The organism is Rhodoferax sp. (genome assembly GCF_011391645.1).
GTDB lineage: Bacteria > Pseudomonadota > Gammaproteobacteria > Burkholderiales > Burkholderiaceae_C > Rhodoferax.
In genome coordinates this window covers 18,021-35,505 of the sequence record NZ_JAABQC010000019.1, presented here as the reverse complement: position 1 = coordinate 35,505, position 17,485 = coordinate 18,021, and the positions used below count along the sequence as shown (strand labels likewise).

General features: G+C 58.4%; 16 protein-coding genes. 14 read left to right on the top strand and 2 right to left on the bottom strand.

All coding sequences use genetic code 11. The annotated features are described in order from the left end of the window. Together GPS82_RS04380 and GPS82_RS04375 are read right to left on the bottom strand one after the other, a co-directional pair. Positions 1–294, bottom strand: a 294-nt coding sequence (locus tag GPS82_RS04380; RefSeq protein WP_296491393.1) for a cbb3-type cytochrome c oxidase subunit I, incomplete at its 3' end; no start/stop codon positions are given. Between the two features lie 37 nt (positions 295–331). Further along, positions 332–769, bottom strand: a complete 438-nt coding sequence (locus GPS82_RS04375; protein WP_296491391.1) for a cytochrome c — start codon at positions 767–769, stop codon at positions 332–334. A gap of 245 nt (positions 770–1,014) precedes the next feature. Here GPS82_RS04375 and GPS82_RS04370 point away from each other — a divergent pair, with 245 nt between their 5' ends. The 14 genes from GPS82_RS04370 (at position 1,015) to GPS82_RS04305 (ending at position 17,482) form a co-directional block, all read left to right on the top strand. Then, complete coding sequence (locus tag GPS82_RS04370; protein WP_296491389.1) at positions 1,015–2,283, top strand: nitrate/nitrite transporter; 1,269 nt, start codon at positions 1,015–1,017, stop codon at positions 2,281–2,283. 8 nt (positions 2,284–2,291) lie between these two features. Beyond that, positions 2,292–3,920, top strand: a complete 1,629-nt coding sequence (locus GPS82_RS04365; protein WP_296491388.1) for an antiporter — start codon at positions 2,292–2,294, stop codon at positions 3,918–3,920. A gap of 115 nt (positions 3,921–4,035) precedes the next feature. Next, positions 4,036–7,842, top strand: coding sequence for a nitrate reductase subunit alpha (locus GPS82_RS04360; RefSeq protein WP_296491386.1), 3,807 nt, complete (start codon positions 4,036–4,038; stop codon positions 7,840–7,842). Then, a complete protein-coding gene (gene narH / locus GPS82_RS04355) occupies positions 7,839–9,362 on the top strand; it encodes a nitrate reductase subunit beta (protein WP_296491383.1) in 1,524 nt (507 codons plus the stop codon). The genes GPS82_RS04360 and narH overlap by 4 nt, the downstream gene beginning before the upstream one ends. A 3-nt stretch (positions 9,363–9,365) precedes the next feature. After that, positions 9,366–10,085: a nitrate reductase molybdenum cofactor assembly chaperone gene (gene narJ, locus GPS82_RS04350; RefSeq protein ID WP_296491381.1), complete on the top strand. Its 720-nt coding sequence runs from the start codon at positions 9,366–9,368 to the stop codon at positions 10,083–10,085. Beyond that, complete coding sequence (gene narI, locus GPS82_RS04345; RefSeq protein WP_296491378.1) at positions 10,082–10,816, top strand: respiratory nitrate reductase subunit gamma; 735 nt, start codon at positions 10,082–10,084, stop codon at positions 10,814–10,816. The genes narJ and narI overlap by 4 nt, the downstream gene beginning before the upstream one ends. A gap of 10 nt (positions 10,817–10,826) precedes the next feature. Then, the gene (locus GPS82_RS04340; protein WP_296491376.1) at positions 10,827–11,618 is read left to right on the top strand and encodes a peptidylprolyl isomerase; all 792 of its coding nucleotides are present in this window, start codon (positions 10,827–10,829) and stop codon (positions 11,616–11,618) included. A gap of 11 nt (positions 11,619–11,629) precedes the next feature. Then, on the top strand, positions 11,630–12,346 hold the full coding sequence (locus GPS82_RS04335) for a carbonic anhydrase (protein ID WP_296491374.1): 717 nt from the start codon (positions 11,630–11,632) through the stop codon (positions 12,344–12,346). Beyond that, positions 12,343–12,747, top strand: coding sequence for a ribonucleotide reductase subunit alpha (locus GPS82_RS04330; protein ID WP_296491372.1), 405 nt, complete (start codon positions 12,343–12,345; stop codon positions 12,745–12,747). The genes GPS82_RS04335 and GPS82_RS04330 overlap by 4 nt, the downstream gene beginning before the upstream one ends. An 8-nt stretch (positions 12,748–12,755) precedes the next feature. Next, the gene (locus GPS82_RS04325; RefSeq protein ID WP_296491396.1) at positions 12,756–13,454 is read left to right on the top strand and encodes a Crp/Fnr family transcriptional regulator; all 699 of its coding nucleotides are present in this window, start codon (positions 12,756–12,758) and stop codon (positions 13,452–13,454) included. A 47-nt stretch (positions 13,455–13,501) separates the two neighbouring features. Continuing rightward, complete coding sequence (locus tag GPS82_RS04320; RefSeq protein WP_296491370.1) at positions 13,502–14,149, top strand: ANTAR domain-containing protein; 648 nt, start codon at positions 13,502–13,504, stop codon at positions 14,147–14,149. Between the two features lie 312 nt (positions 14,150–14,461). Further along, positions 14,462–15,706: a CmpA/NrtA family ABC transporter substrate-binding protein gene (locus tag GPS82_RS04315; protein WP_296491368.1), complete on the top strand. Its 1,245-nt coding sequence runs from the start codon at positions 14,462–14,464 to the stop codon at positions 15,704–15,706. Between the two features lie 10 nt (positions 15,707–15,716). Next, a complete protein-coding gene (gene ntrB, locus GPS82_RS04310) occupies positions 15,717–16,649 on the top strand; it encodes a nitrate ABC transporter permease (protein ID WP_296491366.1) in 933 nt (310 codons plus the stop codon). Continuing rightward, positions 16,646–17,482, top strand: coding sequence for an ABC transporter ATP-binding protein (locus tag GPS82_RS04305; RefSeq protein WP_296491364.1), 837 nt, complete (start codon positions 16,646–16,648; stop codon positions 17,480–17,482). The genes ntrB and GPS82_RS04305 overlap by 4 nt, the downstream gene beginning before the upstream one ends. Positions 17,483–17,485 lie beyond the last annotated feature (3 nt).

The window sequence follows — 17,485 nt, the reverse complement described above, 5'->3', positions numbered from 1 at the left end:
CACCCAAAACAGCACCAACGCCAGTTTTGTGCTGTAAAGCTCGGTTTCAGACTCTTCAGGCACCAGGTAATAGGCCGAGCCCATGAAGCCAAACAGCAGCCAGACGATCAGCAGGTTGGTGTGCACCATCCGGGCCTGGTTGAAGGGAATGTACGGGAATGCCAGGTCGCCAATGACGTATTGCAGCCCCAGCGTGAGGCCGAAGATGATTTGGGCGGCAAAGAGGACCAGCGCGGCAACGAAGTAGTACTTCGCTACCGCCTGGGATTTGTATTTGAGTGTGGTCGCTTGCATGGTGTTGTTCCTGATGTGTTCAGACTAATTTCTCTGATCAGCCTTCAATATTCGGTGGCCAGTTCTCGGTGTTCACGTTGTTGGTCCAGCGCAAGAACTCCACCAGGTCGTTGAGTTGTGCTTCGGTGAAGTTGAACTGCGGCATCTGGCGACGACCCGGAATGTGGGTCGGTTGCGCAGCAATCCAGGCCTTGATGAAGTCCGGGCCGCGGCGCTTGTAGACATTGCCCAGCTCAGGTGCAAAGTAGGCGCCTTCACCCAGCAGGGTATGGCAGCCGATGCAGTTGCGTGTTTCCCAGAGTTTCTTGCCGTTGATGACGGCCGGTGTGATGGCCTCGGCGTTGGAGCGAAACGGAATCTTGCGTTCACTGTCAAATATCAGTGCCGCAAAGACAAAGATGAAGAACACCGACCCGCCATAAAACATGTTGCGCGCCATCTGCTTGGTAAAACCACTGGCTTTGACTTGGTTCATGTTGTGAATCTCCAAAACTTTAAAGATTCATTGTATGTGCATGATTTAACAAATAAATCTACAAAACCGTCAAAATCAAGCCACTAGTTCCTGATTAGTTCTTAAAAGTTTTGATGCGTAGTTCCTTGGAACTACATACGAGGACTTACCCCTAGTTCCAAATTTCTCCAAAATCCTTCTAATGGAGGGATGGTCAAACAAGCTGTCACCACCTACAGTCTTGCCATCCCAAAAGGAGTTTTTAAATGACCAAAAAAGGGCAAGCCCTCTCTGTGCTGATCGTCAGCACTTTCGCCTTCACCGTGTGTTTCATGGTGTGGATGATGTTTGCGGTGATCGGCATTCCGATCAAGAAAACACTCGACCTCAATTCGACCCAGTTTGGCTTGCTGATGGCCACGCCGGTGCTGACGGGGTCGCTGATTCGGGTCCCGCTGGGCATCTGGACCGACCGCTTTGGCGGCCGCATCGTGATGACCCTGCTGATGGCTTCCACGGTACCTGCCATCTGGCTGATGTCGTATGCCACCGAGTACTGGCAGTACCTGACCATTGGCCTTTTCGTTGGCCTCGCGGGTGGCTCGTTTTCGGTGGGCACACCTTACGTGGCGCGCTGGTTCCCGAAAAATCAGCAAGGTTTCGCCATGGGCATCTACGGTGCGGGCAACTCGGGCGCTGCCGTCAACAAGTTCCTGGCGCCAGCCCTGGTGGTCGGGTTTGGCTGGACCATGGTGCCGCAGGTGTACGCCGCCATCATGCTCGGCACGGTGATCCTGTTCTGGTTTTTCAGCCACAGCGACCCGGTCCACCTGGTGCCCAGCCATGTCACGTTTCGCGACCAGCTAAAGTCGCTGAAAGACCCCAAGGTCATCAAATACTGTCAGTACTACAGCATTGTGTTTGGTGGCTACGTGGCGCTTTCTTTGTGGATGGTGCAGTACTACGTGGGCGAGTTTGGCCTGGAAATTCGAACCGCCGCGCTGCTTGCCGCCTGCTTTTCGCTGCCAGGCGGTGTCTTGCGCGCCGTGGGCGGCTGGCTGTCGGACAAATACGGCGCCCATGCCATGACCTGGTGGGTGCTGTGGGTGAGCTGGATCTGCCTGTTCTTGTTGAGCTACCCGCAAACCGATTTCACCATCATCACCGTCGACGGCCCCAAAACCTTTCACATCGGTCTGAACGTCTACATGTTCACCCTGCTGATGTTCATCCTGGGCATTGCATGGGCCTTTGGCAAGGCCAGCGTCTTCAAGTACATCAGCGACGACTATCCCGGCAACATCGGCACCATCAGCGGCATTGTCGGGCTGGCCGGCGGCATGGGTGGCTTTCTGCTGCCCATCATGTTCGGTGCCCTGATGGACCTGACGGGAGTGCGCTCAAGCGCCTTCATGCTGATGTACGGCGTGGTCTGGGTGTCGCTGATCTGGATGTACTGGACCGAAGTTCGCGCCAAGGAATATCTTGCCCACAAGAGCCCGCCTGAGATCACCGCACAAATTATTTCCAACTGAAAGAACCTATGAGCAATACAAAAGCATCAGGCGCAGACATCGCCGACTGGCGCCCGGAAGACGAGCAGTTCTGGGAAGCCACGGGCAAGCGCGTCGCCAGCCGCAACCTCTGGATTTCCATTCCCAACCTGCTGGTGGCCTTTGCCGTGTGGGCCATGTGGGGCATCATCACCGTGCAGATGATCAACCTGGGCTTTCCGTTCAAGCCCGCCGAAATGTTCACCCTGACCGCCATCGCGGGCCTGATGGGTGCCACCTTCCGCATTCCAGCGTCGTTCTTTATTCGCCTGTCCGGCGGGCGCAACACCATCTTCCTGACCTCGGCACTGCTGATGATCCCGGCGGTCTGGACCGGCATTGCGCTGCAGGACACCAACACGCCGTTGTGGGTGTTCCAGGCCTGCGCCTTCCTGAGCGGCATTGGTGGCGGCAACTTTGCCTGCTCGATGTCCAATATTTCAGGCTTTTATCCCAAGCGCCTGCAGGGCACCGGTCTGGGGCTGAATGCCGGTCTGGGCAACTTTGGTGTCACCACCATGCAGGTGCTCATTCCCCTGGTCATGACCGTGGGCCTGTTTGGTGCGGTGGGCGGTGGCTCGATGGTGCTGACCAAGGACAGCGGCTGGATCATGGGCAAGATTCTGGCGGGCACCCCCACCTTCATTCAAAACGCTGGCTTCGTCTGGGCGGCCATTCTGTTGCCGCTGGTGGCTGCAGCCTGGTTTGGCATGAACAACCTGCTGCCGCTCTCCCCCAATTACGGCGGCACGCTGGCCGCGTTTTCCAAAATTCTTTACCTGTGGGGCATTACCGGCCTGATTGGTGCCCTGGGGCTGTACCTGTACCTGCCGGCACCCACCGGGCTGGGTCTGCTCAACATGTGGGTGGCCCTGCCACTGATCATCGTGGCCACCCTGATGGCCATGCGACTGGCGGCATTCGGCGAGATGAAGGGCAACATTGCCAAGCAGTTTGACATTTTCAAGAACAAGCACACCTGGTCCATGACGATTCTCTACATCGTCACCTTCGGCTCATTCATCGGGTTCTCGATGGCCTTGCCGCTATCGATCACGGTGATCTTTGGCGTCAGCCATGTGCCTGACGCTGCCGGCATCATGCAGCACACCCTGAAAAACCCGAACGCGCCCTCCGCCCTCACCTACGCCTGGATCGGCCCGTTTGTCGGCGCCCTGATTCGCCCGGTGGGTGGCTGGATCTCTGACAAGGTGGGCGGTTCCATCGTGACCCAGGTGATCTCGGCCATCATGGTGGGCGCCTCGGCCGGCGTTGGCTACGTGATGATGCAGGCCTACGGCTCGGCCACGCCAGAGCAGTATTTCTCGACCTTCATGTGGCTCTTTGTGCTGCTGTTTGCCGCCAGCGGCATTGGCAACGGCTCCACCTTTCGCACCATTGGCGTCATTTTTGACCGCCAGCAAGCCGGCCCGGTGCTGGGCTGGACATCAGCCGTTGCCGCCTACGGCGCCTTCATTGCCCCGGTGGTGATTGGTGCCCAGATCAAGGCCGGAACACCACAAATAGCCATGTACGGATTTGCGATCTTTTATGCCCTGTGCCTGATCTTGAACTGGTGGTTTTATTTGCGTAGCGGCTCCGAAATCAAGAACCCATAAAGACTTGCATTTCATTCGGCAAAAACACTGGTTTTCACGCATTGGAAATGCTTGAACTTCGACTAAAGTCTGCTACGACTAAAAACTTTTTACGTCATTTTTACAGAGGTAACCCATGAGCCACTTTCTTGATCGACTCACTTATTTCTCGCAACCCAAAGAATCTTTCTCTGGCGAGCACGGTGTCACCACAGGTGAAGACCGCACTTGGGAGGACGCCTATCGCAACCGCTGGGCCCACGACAAGATCGTGCGCTCCACCCATGGTGTGAACTGCACCGGCTCCTGCTCTTGGAAGGTGTACGTCAAGGGCGGCATCGTGACCTGGGAAACCCAGCAGACCGACTACCCACGCACCCGCTTTGACATGCCCAACCACGAGCCTCGTGGCTGTGCTCGCGGCGCCAGTTACAGCTGGTATTTGTACAGCGCCAATCGTGTCAAGTACCCGTTGGTGCGCGGTCGCCTGCTGAAAAGCTGGCGTGAAGCACGTCAAAACCTGCCTGCGGTCGAGGCTTGGGCCTCGATTGCCGAGTCCGATGCCAAACGCCGTGACTACCAAAGCGTGCGCGGCCTGGGTGGTTTTGTGCGCTCCGGCTGGGAAGAGGTCAATGAGATGATTGCCGCTGCCAACGTCTACACCATCAAAAAGCATGGTGCCGACCGCATCATCGGCTTCTCGCCCATTCCCGCCATGTCGATGGTGTCTTACGCCGCCGGTGCGCGTTACCTGAGCATGATCGGTGGCGTGTGCCTGAGCTTTTACGACTGGTATTGCGACCTGCCTCCCTCCAGCCCGCAAGTGTGGGGCGAGCAAACCGACGTGCCCGAGTCGGCAGACTGGTACAACTCGACTTTCATCATGGCCTGGGGCTCCAACGTGCCCCAGACCCGCACACCCGACGCCCACTTTTTTACCGAAGTGCGCTACAAAGGCTGCAAGACGGTCGCCGTCACACCTGATTACTCAGAAGTCGCCAAACTGGCCGACCTGTGGATGCACCCCAAGCAGGGTACCGACGCCGCAGTCGCCATGGCCATGGGCCACGTGATTCTGAAAGAGTTTTATTTTGACAAGCGCAGCACCTACTTTGATGACTATGTGCGCCGCTATACCGATATGCCGATGCTGGTCATGCTCAAGGAGCACACCACGGCCAGCGGCGAGAAGATCATGGTGCCAGACCGCTACGTGCGAGCCTCTGACTTCAACGGCAAACTCGGTCAGGCCAATAACCCCGAGTGGAAAACCGTGGCGCTGGACGAAAACGGCAAGGCTGTGCTGCCCAACGGCGCGATTGGTTTTCGCTGGGGCGCGGACGGTCGTGCTGACGAGGGCCAATGGAATCTGGAGGCCAAAGAAGCTCGTAATGGCACTGATGTCAAGCTGCGCCTCTCCATGCTCGAGTCCCAGGAAGGTTCGCCTGAGGTGGCCCGCGTTGGCTTCCCGTACTTCGGTGGCATTGTGTCCGAGCACTTTCCGAACAACCCGGGTGCAGATGTCCTGATCCGCACCGTGCCAACGCACACCTTGTCTTTGGGCAAAGCCGGTGACCAGCGCAGCGCGGTGGTGTGCACGGTGTTTGACTTGCTGGTGGCCAACTACGGCGTTGCCCGCGGCCTGCCGGGTGAAAACTGCGCCAAAGACTTCAACGACAACGTTCCCTACACACCGGCCTGGCAAGAACAGATCACCGGCGTGCCGCGCGACCAAATTATCACCGTAGCGCGCCAGTTTGCCGACAACGCCGACAAGACCCATGGCAAGTCCATGATCATCATCGGTGCGGCCATGAACCATTGGTACCACGCCGACATGAATTACCGTGGTGTCATCAACATGCTGATGATGTGCGGCTGCATTGGCCAGTCGGGCGGCGGCTGGGCGCACTACGTGGGCCAGGAAAAGCTCCGCCCGCAAACCGGCTGGGTGCCACTGGCCTTTGGTACCGACTGGGTTCGCCCTCCCCGCCAAATGAACGGCACCAGCTTTTTCTACGCGCACACCGACCAGTGGCGCTACGAAAAGCTGGGTATGGAGGAAGTCATCTCGCCGCTGGCCGACAAAAATCTCTACGGCGGCAGCATGATCGACTACAACGTGCGCGCCGAGCGCATGGGCTGGTTGCCGTCTGCGCCGCAGTTGCAAACCAACCCGATGCAGGTGGTGCGTGATGCCAAAGCCGCCAACATGACCCCGGTGGACTACACCGTCAAGAGCCTGAAAGACGGCAGCTTGAAGCTCAGCTGCGAAGACCCGGACAACCCGGCCAACTGGCCGCGCAACATGTTCGTCTGGCGCTCCAACATTCTGGGCTCCAGCGGCAAAGGCCACGAGTATTTCCTCAAGCACCTGCTGGGCACCAGCAACGGTGTGCAAGGCAAAGACCTTGGCAAAGACCAGGCCAAACCTACTGAGGTGAAGTGGCACGACAAAGCCCCTGAAGGCAAGCTGGACCTGGTGGTCACGCTCGACTTCCGCATGAGCACCACTTGTCTCTATTCCGATATCGTGTTGCCGACCGCAACCTGGTACGAAAAGAACGACATGAACACCAGCGACATGCACCCGTTCATTCACCCCTTGAGCACGGCGGTCGACCCCGCCTGGCAAGCCCGCAGCGACTGGGAAATCTACAAAGGCTTCGCCAAGAAATTCAGCGAGCTGTGTGTTGGCCACCTCGGTGTAGAGCATGAGATGGTGTTGACACCCATCATGCACGACACCCCCGGTGAACTGGCTCAACCCTTTGACGTGAAAGACTGGAAAAAAGGCGAAGTCGATCTGATTCCCGGCAAAACCGCGCCCCAAATGGCGGTGGTCGAGCGTGACTATCCGAACACCTTCAAGCGCTTTACCTCGCTCGGCCCGCTGATGAACAAGCTGGGCAATGGCGGTAAAGGCATCGGCTGGAATACGCAAACCGAGGTCAAGCAACTCGGTGAACTCAACGGCATCGTGCGCGCTGAGGGCGTGTCGTGTGGCATGCCCAACATCGTCACCGACATTGACGCCTGCGAAGTGATCTTGCAGTTGGCCCCCGAGACCAACGGCCACGTGGCGGTCAAGGCCTGGCAAGCGCTTGGCAAACAAACCGGTCTGGACCACACCCACCTGGCCATCCACCGCGAAGACGAAAAGATCCGCTTCCGTGACATTCAGGCGCAGCCTCGCAAGATCATCAGCTCGCCCACCTGGAGCGGTATCGAGAGTGAAACCGTGTCGTACAACGCCGGCTACACCAACGTGCATGAGATGATCCCATGGCGCACCCTGACCGGTCGTCAGCAGTTCTACATGGATCACCCCTGGATGATTGCGTTTGGCGAAGGCCTCACCACCTACCGCCCGCCCGTTGACTTGAAAACCACTGCCGGCATGCACAACATCAAGCCCAATGGCAACAAGGAAATTGCGCTTAACTTCATCACACCGCACCAAAAGTGGGGCATTCACTCCACCTACAGTGACAACCTGATGATGCTGACCCTGAGCCGCGGTGGTCCGATCATCTGGCTGAGTGAAGACGACGCCAAGAGCGCCGGGATTGTGGACAACGACTGGGTTGAGCTATTCAACATCAACGGTGCCATTGCGGCCCGTGCGGTGGTGAGCCAGCGCGTCAACAACGGCATGGTGCTGATGTACCACGCCCAGGAAAAAATGATCAATACCCCGGGCTCGGAAATCACCGGCACCCGCGGTGGCATTCACAACTCGGTCACCCGGATTGTCTTGAAGCCCACCCACATGATTGGCGGTTACGCGCAGTTCAGCTACGGCTTCAACTACTACGGGACCATCGGCACCAACCGTGACGAATTTGTGGTGGTGCGCAAGATGAACAAAATTGACTGGCTCGACACCCCGCTGGGCGATGAAAAGATCGAGATCGTACAAGCACAAGGAGAATCCGCATGAAAATTCGTGCACAAATCGGAATGGTCCTGAACCTGGACAAATGCATCGGTTGCCACACCTGCTCGGTCACCTGCAAAAACGTGTGGACCAGCCGCCCCGGTCTGGAATACGCCTGGTTCAACAACGTCGAAACCAAGCCCGGCATTGGTTACCCGAAAGAATGGGAAAACCAGGACAAATGGAACGGCGGTTGGATTCGCAAGTCCAGCGGCAAGATCGAACCGCGCCAGGGTGCCAAGTGGAAACTGTTGATGCGCATTTTCGCCAACCCGAACATGCCCGAGATTGACGACTACTATGAGCCCTTCACCTTCGACTACGACCACCTGCAGGCGGCACCGGAACTCAAAGGCACACCAACGGCCCGTGCGCGCAGCCTGATCACCGGCAAGCGCATGGAGAAAATCGAGTGGGGCCCGAACTGGGAAGAAATCCTGGGCGGCGAATTCTCCAAGCGCAGCAAGGACAAGAACTTCGATGACATCCAGAAAGAGATGTACGGAGAGTTCGAAAACACCTTCATGATGTACTTGCCGCGTCTGTGCGAGCACTGCCTGAACCCGGCGTGTGTAGCAAGTTGCCCGTCGGGCTCAATCTACAAGCGCGAGGAAGACGGCATTGTGCTGATCGACCAGGACAAATGCCGCGGCTGGCGCATGTGCGTCTCGGGCTGTCCTTACAAGAAAATTTATTACAACTGGAAGAGCGGCAAAGCAGAGAAATGCACCTTCTGCTTCCCACGCATTGAAGCCGGCATGCCCACCGTGTGCTCCGAGACCTGCGTGGGCCGGATCCGCTACCTCGGTGTCTTGCTGTATGACGCCGACCGCATCCAGGAAGCTGCCAGCGTGGAGCATGATCGCGACCTGTATCAGGCACAACTGGACATCTTTCTGGACCCCAATGACCCAGCCGTCATTGCCCAGGCACGCGTTGACGGCATTCCTGACGCGTGGATGGAATCTGCCCGCCGCAGTCCGGTGTACAAAATGGCCGTCGACTGGAAAGTGGCCTTGCCACTGCACCCGGAGTACCGCACGCTGCCCATGGTCTGGTACGTGCCGCCACTCTCCCCCATCACGGCGGCAGCCAATGCCGGCCACATGGGTATCAACGGTGAGATTCCAGACGTCAAGTCCTTGCGCATTCCAGTCAAGTACCTGGCCAACCTGCTCACCGCGGGTGACACCTTCCCGGTCGAGCGCGCCCTGGAGCGCATGCTGGCCATGCGCGCCTACCAGCGCGAAAAACATGTCGAAGGTCGCATCAACACTGCCGCGCTTGAGCAGGTTCAGATGACCCAGCACGAGGTCGAAGACATGTACCACGTGATGGCCATTGCCAACTACGAAGACCGCTTTGTCATCCCCAGCACGCACCGCGAATACGCCGAGAACGCCTTCAATGTGCGCGGCGGCTGCGGCTTCAGCTTTGGCAACGGTTGCTCTGAAGGCATCAGCGAAACCAGTTTGTTTGGTAGCGAAAAGAAACGCACCATCCCTATCAAGGCGGAGGTTTAAGCCATGGGATTCCTTGGAAACACCCCTCCGGTCGCCACCAAAACACTGCGTGTTCTGGCCCGGCTGCTGAGCTACCCGGACCCGACGCTGCGCCGGCATTTGCCGGAGTTGCGCCAGGCCCTCAGAGACGAGTCCGCCCTGTCGGCGGCCCGCTTGGCCGAACTGGAAGACCTGATGACCTGGATGACAGGCAACGGCGGCAACGACGATGCGCTGAGTGTCGAAGAGTCTTACGTTGATTTGTTTGACCGAGGCCGCGCCACATCGCTGCACCTGTTCGAGCATGTTCACGGTGATTCACGCGACCGTGGTCCGGCCATGATCGACCTGGCTCAAACTTTCGAGAAGGCCAACCTGTATCTGGCACCTGGCGAAATGCCTGACTACCTGCCGGTGGTGCTGGAGTACACCTCGACCCAGCCGCCCAAGGATGCCCAGTCGTTCCTGAACGAGATGGCGCACATCTTCAATGCCATCTTTGCCGCGTTGCAGCAGCGCGACACCCGCTACGCCAGTGTGCTGGGCGCCCTGCTCGAACTGGCTGGCGAGAAGGCCAAGCCTGTCAAGGTCACCCCTGACGAGGCCATTGACGACAGTTGGGAAGAGCCCAACGCGTTTGACGGCTGTTCCACCAAAGGCCAGGCCAACCCCAACCAACCGCAACCGATCCACATCGTGCGCAAATCCACCGCCAATACACCTCAACCAGGAGTAACCGTATGAGTGCCCTCCATAATTTCTTTTTCTCGATCTATCCCTACATTTGCCTTGCCGTGTTTCTGATGGGTAGCCTGGCCCGCTTTGACCGCGACCAGTACACTTGGAAGAGCGACTCGTCGCAGTTGCTGCGCAAGGGCAGCTTGCGTTGGGGCAGCAACCTGTTCCACATCGGCATCCTGTTCCTGTTCTTCGGGCACTTTGTCGGCTTGCTGACACCGCACTTCATCTACGAGCATTTCATCACCGCTGAAAACAAGCAGTTGATGGCGGTTTACTCGGGGGGTTTAGCCGGCTTTATCTGCTTCATCGGCCTGACGCTGTTGCTGCACCGTCGCCTGTTTGACCCGCGCATTCGCCTCACCAGCCACCGCACCGACATCGCCATCCTGGTGATTCTGTGGTGCCAGTTGGTGCTCGGTCTGGTCACCCTTCCGTTTTCGCTCACGCACTCCGATGGCAGCGTGATGATGGCGCTAGGCGAGTGGGCCCAACGCCTGCTCACCTTCCGTGACGGCGGCGCCGAACTGCTGGTCAATCTGGATTGGCCTTATAAGGTTCACCTGGTGCTTGGCATGACAATTTTCTTCTTGTTCCCGTTCAGCCGTCTGGTGCACGTGTGGAGTGGTTTTGGCAGCCTGGCTTACCTGGCCCGCCCTTACCAGGTGGTGCGTGCCCGTCGCATGAATGTGCCTGCCGGTCAAAACCAGCCGCGTCAACCCGGCGCTGGCGTGTAAGGGAATCATGATGACCCAACCCACTTCATTGCTCACCGAGCTGGCCAGCATCAACGGTGTGGTCCTGCAACTGCCGGACGAAGCTGTTGCGCCTGACGAATTGCGCCAGCGCGCCTACTCGGAATTGCTGCGCCAGGAGGCCATGGCCCAAGGCCTGCTCTCAAAAGACGACGCAGCTACGGCCGATGGTGTGCTGAGCGAAGCAGCCAGCGACGCCATCGAGTTGTTGCTCGAGAAAAACTTGGCTATTCCCGAGCCGTCAGACGAAGCCTGCCGGCGCCACCATGCGGCCCATCAGGCCACCTACAGCACCGGCGAGCGGGTTCATGTGCGCCACATTCTGTTTGCGGTCACGCCGGGCATCGATGTGGTGGCACTGCGCAACCGGGCGGAAACCACGCTGCTCGATGTGCGCTGCCACGACGGTCAGGCGCTCGACGATACCTTTGCCAAGGCGGCCAGCACCATGTCCAACTGCCCCACGGGCGCCGAGGGCGGCAACCTGGGCTGGCTGGTGCACGCCGACTGCGCACCCGAGTTTGCCAAGGAGCTGTTCGGGCACAAAGAGATCGGCGTTTTGCCGCGTCTGGTGCACAGCCGGTTTGGCTTGCATGTGGTTGAAATACTGCAGCGCGAAGCTGGGGTGGAGCAGCCCTTCGAAGTGGTTCGCGGTGCCGTCACCCAGTCGCTCAAGCAACAAACCTATGTCACGGCACTGCGCCAGTACATGCAGTTGCTGGCGGGTGCAGCCGTGATTGAAGGCGTGGACATCGAAGCTGCCGACACACCACTGGTGCAATAGGTCTTCCAAAGATGCCCAACGCCACAGTGCCTGATGAGTTGCTGGCGCGCATCCGGCGCTTTCACGACCACACCTTTCCGGGTGTGCAAGAGCAGTTCCAGACTCTGATTGCTGAGGGTCAGCACCCGACCATACTGTTCATTGGTTGCTCGGACTCGCGCCTGGTGCCCTACATGCTTACCGGCATGGGGCCAGGCGAGCTGTTTCTGGTGCGCAACGTCGGCGCCTTTGTGCCGCCTTATGACGGTTCGGCCGGTTTTCACGGCACATCGGCCGCCATTGAATTTGCCGTGCTCAACCTCAAGGTGTCGCGCATCATTATTTGTGGCCACAGCCATTGTGGCGGCATTCGGGCGCTGTATGAAGAAGTGAATCCGCAGGCGAAAAACCTGATCGCCTGGCTGGAGTTGGGACGTGAGGCCGTTTTGCCGGTGCAGCTTACCGAAGAGGCCTTGCGCCGCACCGAGCAACGCGCGGTGGTCTTGCAACTGGAGCGGCTCATGGGCTACCCCATGGTGCGCACCCAGGTGGAGGCCGGCCTGATGACCCTGCATGGCTGGCACTATGTCATTGAAGACGGTGAAATTCACGTCTTTGACGTCAACAGCGGCCAGTTTATTCCGGCCTCTGTCGCCTCCCACAGCGGCCACGGCCCCTATGTCGAGCATTTGTCAGAGCCCATGTTCAACGAGATTGATTCAGCTTACAACACCCAGGCAACACCATGACTATTTCCAATTTTGACGATTTGTTGCAGGCCGCGCGCCAGCAAGATCAACCGCAACGCCTGCTGATGGTTTTCACCTGCGCCGAACTGCCCGACGACTGCACGCCGCAACAGCGCCGAGAATTTGAAGCCGGTGGCGGTGGTGCCCTGGTGCCGGCCATGTGCGCCGACAAGTCACCCGATGAACTCCAAAGCTTTGCAGCACTCAAGCTGGAATCCGGCCAGTTTCAAAGCCAGTGGCATGTGGTTTTTGTGTCGGCCCTGTCTGGCGCCAACAACACCGCGCCGAGCAGCGGCGACATTGAGCAGACGCTGGACCAGATGGTTGAATCCGTCAAACTCGGCGCTCTTGACAACATGATCGCTTTTGACACTTCGGGCAGCGCCATCCTGCTGCAATAGCCATGGCCCTGGACGCCACCTTTTTCGACACGCCGCGATTTCTGGCAAGCTCTCCGCTGTTCAGTGGCTTGATGCCCGATGAGCTGACGCGCATCGCAAAGAGCAGTCAACTCCAGAGCTATGCCAAGGGAGAGAATGTCTTCAGCATTGGCGAAGCCTGTGAAGCCTTTCACATTGTGGTCAACGGTCAGGTCAAACTGTTTGTGGTGTCGCCGGCCGGTCAGGAAAAAGTGATTGAAATCATCAGCCCGGGGCAAAGCTTTGCCGAGGCACTGGTGTTCTTGAACAAGCCCTATATCCTGAGTGCGCAAGCGCTGGTTGACACGGTGCTGGTGAACGTAAGCAAAAACGGCGTGTTCAGCGAAATCGAGCAAGACCCGCACTTTGCCATGCACATGCTGGCCGGAGTCTCCCGAAGGCTGCATCGCCTGATTCAGGACGTCGAAGCCTATGCGCTGCAAAACGGCATGCAACGGCTGATTGGCTACCTGCTGCGTGATGTCGAAATGGACGCGGCACGCGGTCAATCCACCCTGACCGTGTCCCTGCCCGCCAGCAAGGCCACCATCGCCTCGCGCCTGTCGCTCACCCCCGAGTATTTCTCTCGCGTGCTGCATGAGCTCGAAGCCCGGCAACTCATCACCATCGACCGCCGCGAAATCCGGATCCTGGATGTGCAAAAACTGGTGGGTTACGGCGCGCAATAGGGCTCCGACACCTTTCATGGTGGCTTGAATCTTGCGTCGTTTGACGCATGAATGCAAGTCTTCGAATCGTTGTTGTCGTGCCCGACCTGGACATCACTGATCCGGAAGATGGGCAGGCCATTCGACAGGCCGATCGCTCGCGTAGCCTGCGCATCGGCTTGCTGGAAAACGGCTTCAACCTGATCGCCAGTCTGCCCGCCGATGTCTTTCTGGCCGAACGCATCGCCCAACTGCAACCCGACCTGATCATTGTGGATGCCGAGAGCGATGCACGGGACGCGCTGGAGCATGTGGTGATGGCGACGCGCGACGAGCGCCGCCCGATTGTCATGTTCACCAACGACGATGACACCCGCCATGTCAGGGATGCCGTGGCCGCAGGCGTGTCGGCCTACATCGTGGCAGGTCTGTCGGCCGAGCGCATCCGGCCAATTCTGGACGTGGCGCTGGCGCGCTTTGAGCACGAGCAGGCCCTGCTGCAAACCCTGGCCAGCACGCAGAACGAGCGCGATGAGCTCAGTGCCGAACTCAAGGACCGCAAACTGATCGACCGGGCCAAGGGACTGCTGATGCAACGCCAGAACCTGAGCGAAGACGAGGCCTTCAAAAAAATGCGCAAAACGGCGATGGACAAGGGCCTGAAACTGTCCGAAGTGGCGCAGCGCATGCTTGATGTGGCCGATTTGCTGGGCTGAATTGGTGCACCGCACAAATACAGTGCGATCTGGCACAAGCGCAAATCTCAGGGTACTTTGCGGCTCCAGTCCCAACCAATATGACGCGTGATACTCCTTAATAAGTAGCATTCATGCACCCAGAAGCACCTGGCACGCAGATTGCATGTGAATAACCAAGACCAGCGATGGTTTTTTGATTGAAATCATCCAACGGCGGGTGAATTTGGTCAGACCCGGACAAAGGCGTCCCCACAGGCTCGACACGTGTGCAACGTGTTGAGCCTTGTGAGGACGCCTTTTTTTGTTGTTATTTTTTTCAGGAGTTGCTTCATGACTGACTTTCTAAAACCCAGCCTTAGCCGCCGTGCGGTCTTGCAAACAGCTGCGGTCGGCGCCATTGGCATCAGCCCGGCATTGCGCGCAGCGGTTTACGCCGCAGGTTCCGACGCGCCCGAAAAAACCGAGGTCAAGATTGGCTTCATTCCGCTGACCGACTGCGCCAGCGTGGTGATGGCCGCAGAACTGGGCCTCGACAAAAAATACGGTGTCAAGATCATCCCCACCAAGGAATCCAGTTGGGCCGGCGTGCGCGACAAACTCGTTAATGGCGAGCTGGACTTTGCCCATGTGCTGTACGGCATGATCTACGGCGTGCACCTGGGTGTGGGTGGCGCCAAAAAAGACATGGCGGTGCTGATGACGCTCAACAACAACGGGCAGGCCATCACCCTGTCAAAGAAGCTGGCAGACAAGGGCGCGGTGGATGGTGTCGGCCTGGCCAAGCTGATGGGGCTGGAAAAACGCGAATACACCTTCGCTCAAACCTTTCCCACCGGCACCCACGCCATGTGGCTGTATTACTGGCTGGCTGCCAACGGCATCAACCCGATGAAAGACGCCAAGGTCATCACCGTGCCGCCACCGCAGATGGTGGCCAACATGCGGGTTGGCAATATGGACGGCTTTTGTGTGGGTGAACCCTGGAATCACCGCGCCATCATCGACGGCATTGGTGTCACTGCGGTTACCACCCAGGATATCTGGAAGGACCATCCGGAAAAGGTACTTGGCACCACCGCGGAATTTGTCAAGAAGTACCCCAACACTGCGCGTGCCGTCACCGCCGCCATTCTGGAAGCCGGCAAATGGATTGACTCGGGCTTGCAGAACAAGAACAAGATGGCCGAAACCATTGCCGCCAAATCGTATGTGAACACCAGTGTGGACGCCATCAACCAGCGGATTTTGGGGCGCTACCAGGACGGCATGGGCAAGTCGTGGGACGACCCCAACCACATGAAGTTTTTCAATGATGGCGCGGTCAACTTCCCGTACCTGTCAGACGGCATGTGGTTCCTTACCCAGCACAAGCGCTGGGGCTTGCTCAAAGAGCACCCGGACTATCTGGCGGTGGCCAAACAGATCAACCAGATCGACATCTACAAACAAGCCGCCACGGCCAGCAAAACGCCGGTGCCGAAAGACGTGATGCGCACCAGCAAGTTGATCGACGGCGTGGTCTGGGACGGCAAGGACCCGAAAAAATACGCCGACGGGTTCAAGGTCAAGGTTTAAGGAGATCACCATGGTCAGCGCCATTTTTCACTCGCCATTGGAAGCCTCAGGCGCTGAGCCTGCGGCCAACCTCAGCCCATCAAACACCATGAACAACACAACTGCTCAAGCGGAAACCAAGAGGGCTGCAACCCCAAAAAGCTTGCAAAAGCCGCCGTACGACTGGCGTGGCTTGTGGTTGGCCGTGCTGCCGCCCGTGATCGGATTTGGACTGCTGGTTGGCATCTGGGCACTGGTGTCCATCGGAACCGCCAGCAGCATTCCGTCGCCAGCGGACACTTTCGCTCAGGCGGTGGTGATTTTCAGCGACCCTTTTTACCGCAATGGCCCCAACGACCAGGGTCTGGGCTGGAACATCCTGATGTCGTTGGAGCGCGTGGCGCTGGGTTTTGGCCTGGCTGCTGCGGTGGGCATTCCGGCCGGGTTCGCGATTGGCCGGTTTGAATTTTTAAGCCGCATGTTCAACCCGCTGATCAGCCTGCTGCGACCGGTGTCGCCCCTGGCCTGGTTGCCAATTGGCCTGCTGGTGTTTAAGGGCGCCGACCCGGCTGCCATCTGGACCATCTTTATCTGCTCAATCTGGCCCATGATCATCAACACCGCGGTGGGCGTGCAACGCGTGCCGCAGGACTACATGAACGTGGCGCGAGTGCTGAACTTGAGCGAGTGGAAGATCGTCACCAAGATTTTGTTTCCCTCGGTGTTGCCCTACATGCTGACCGGTGTGCGTCTGGCCGTGGGCACCGCCTGGCTGGTGATTGTGGCCGCCGAGATGCTCACCGGGGGTGTCGGCATTGGCTTCTGGGTCTGGGACGAGTGGAACAACCTGAACGTCAAGAACATCATCATCGCCATTTTTGTGATTGGCATCGTCGGGCTGATTCTGGAATACGCCCTGATCAAAATCGCCACCGCGTTCACATTTGAAGAGGTGAAGTCATGAACGAAAACCAAACCACCAAGTTCATCGACATCGTCGGTGTCGAGCAAACCTTCAAAACCAAAAAAGGCCCGTTTTGCGCCCTGCAAAACGTCAATCTGACGGTGGCCAAGGGTGAATTTGTGGCATTGATTGGCCACTCGGGTTGCGGCAAATCAACGCTGCTGAACCTGATTGCCGGCTTGACCGTGCCGACGCAAGGCCATCTGCTATGCGACAACCGCGAAATTGCCGGCCCTGGCCCGGACCGCGCCGTGGTGTTTCAAAACCACTCGCTGTTGCCCTGGCTGACCTGCTTTGAGAACGTTTACCTGGGTGTGGAGCGCGTGTTTGGCGCTGCCAACCGCTCCACCGGGGCGCCGTCCGAAAACAAGGTGCAATTGAGGGCACGCACTGACGCCGCCCTGGCGCTGGTCGGCCTGACCCCTGCCGCACAAAAACGCCCCGGTGAAATCTCCGGCGGCATGAAGCAGCGCGTGGGCATTGCCCGGGCGCTGGCCATGGAGCCCAAGGTGCTGCTGATGGACGAGCCCTTTGGCGCCCTTGACGCCCTGACCCGCGCCAAGCTGCAAGACGAGTTGCTGGAGATCGTGGCGCGCACCCACAGCACCGTGGTGATGGTGACACACGATGTGGACGAAGCCGTGCTGCTCTCGGACAAGATTGTGATGATGACCAACGGTCCCAGCGCCACCATCGGCGAGGTGTTGAGCGTCAAGCTGCCGCGCCCGCGCAACCGGGTGGCACTGGCCGAAGACCGTCAGTATGTGCAGTACCGCAAGGCGGTGATTGACTTTTTGTACACCCGGCAAAGCCACGTCGAAAAAGCCGCTTGAGAT

Coding starts and splice junctions, on each gene's coding strand:
- GPS82_RS04335 (WP_296491374.1), top strand. CDS start 11,630: ATGCCCAACGCCACAGTGCCTGATGAGTTGCTGGCGCGCATCCGGCGC.
- GPS82_RS04315 (WP_296491368.1), top strand. CDS start 14,462: ATGACTGACTTTCTAAAACCCAGCCTTAGCCGCCGTGCGGTCTTGCAA.
- GPS82_RS04370 (WP_296491389.1), top strand. CDS start 1,015: ATGACCAAAAAAGGGCAAGCCCTCTCTGTGCTGATCGTCAGCACTTTC.
- narH (WP_296491383.1), top strand. CDS start 7,839: ATGAAAATTCGTGCACAAATCGGAATGGTCCTGAACCTGGACAAATGC.
- ntrB (WP_296491366.1), top strand. CDS start 15,717: ATGGTCAGCGCCATTTTTCACTCGCCATTGGAAGCCTCAGGCGCTGAG.
- GPS82_RS04305 (WP_296491364.1), top strand. CDS start 16,646: ATGAACGAAAACCAAACCACCAAGTTCATCGACATCGTCGGTGTCGAG.
- narI (WP_296491378.1), top strand. CDS start 10,082: ATGAGTGCCCTCCATAATTTCTTTTTCTCGATCTATCCCTACATTTGC.
- GPS82_RS04360 (WP_296491386.1), top strand. CDS start 4,036: ATGAGCCACTTTCTTGATCGACTCACTTATTTCTCGCAACCCAAAGAA.
- GPS82_RS04365 (WP_296491388.1), top strand. CDS start 2,292: ATGAGCAATACAAAAGCATCAGGCGCAGACATCGCCGACTGGCGCCCG.
- narJ (WP_296491381.1), top strand. CDS start 9,366: ATGGGATTCCTTGGAAACACCCCTCCGGTCGCCACCAAAACACTGCGT.
- GPS82_RS04320 (WP_296491370.1), top strand. CDS start 13,502: ATGAATGCAAGTCTTCGAATCGTTGTTGTCGTGCCCGACCTGGACATC.
- GPS82_RS04340 (WP_296491376.1), top strand. CDS start 10,827: ATGACCCAACCCACTTCATTGCTCACCGAGCTGGCCAGCATCAACGGT.
- GPS82_RS04330 (WP_296491372.1), top strand. CDS start 12,343: ATGACTATTTCCAATTTTGACGATTTGTTGCAGGCCGCGCGCCAGCAA.
- GPS82_RS04375 (WP_296491391.1), bottom strand. CDS start 769: ATGAACCAAGTCAAAGCCAGTGGTTTTACCAAGCAGATGGCGCGCAAC.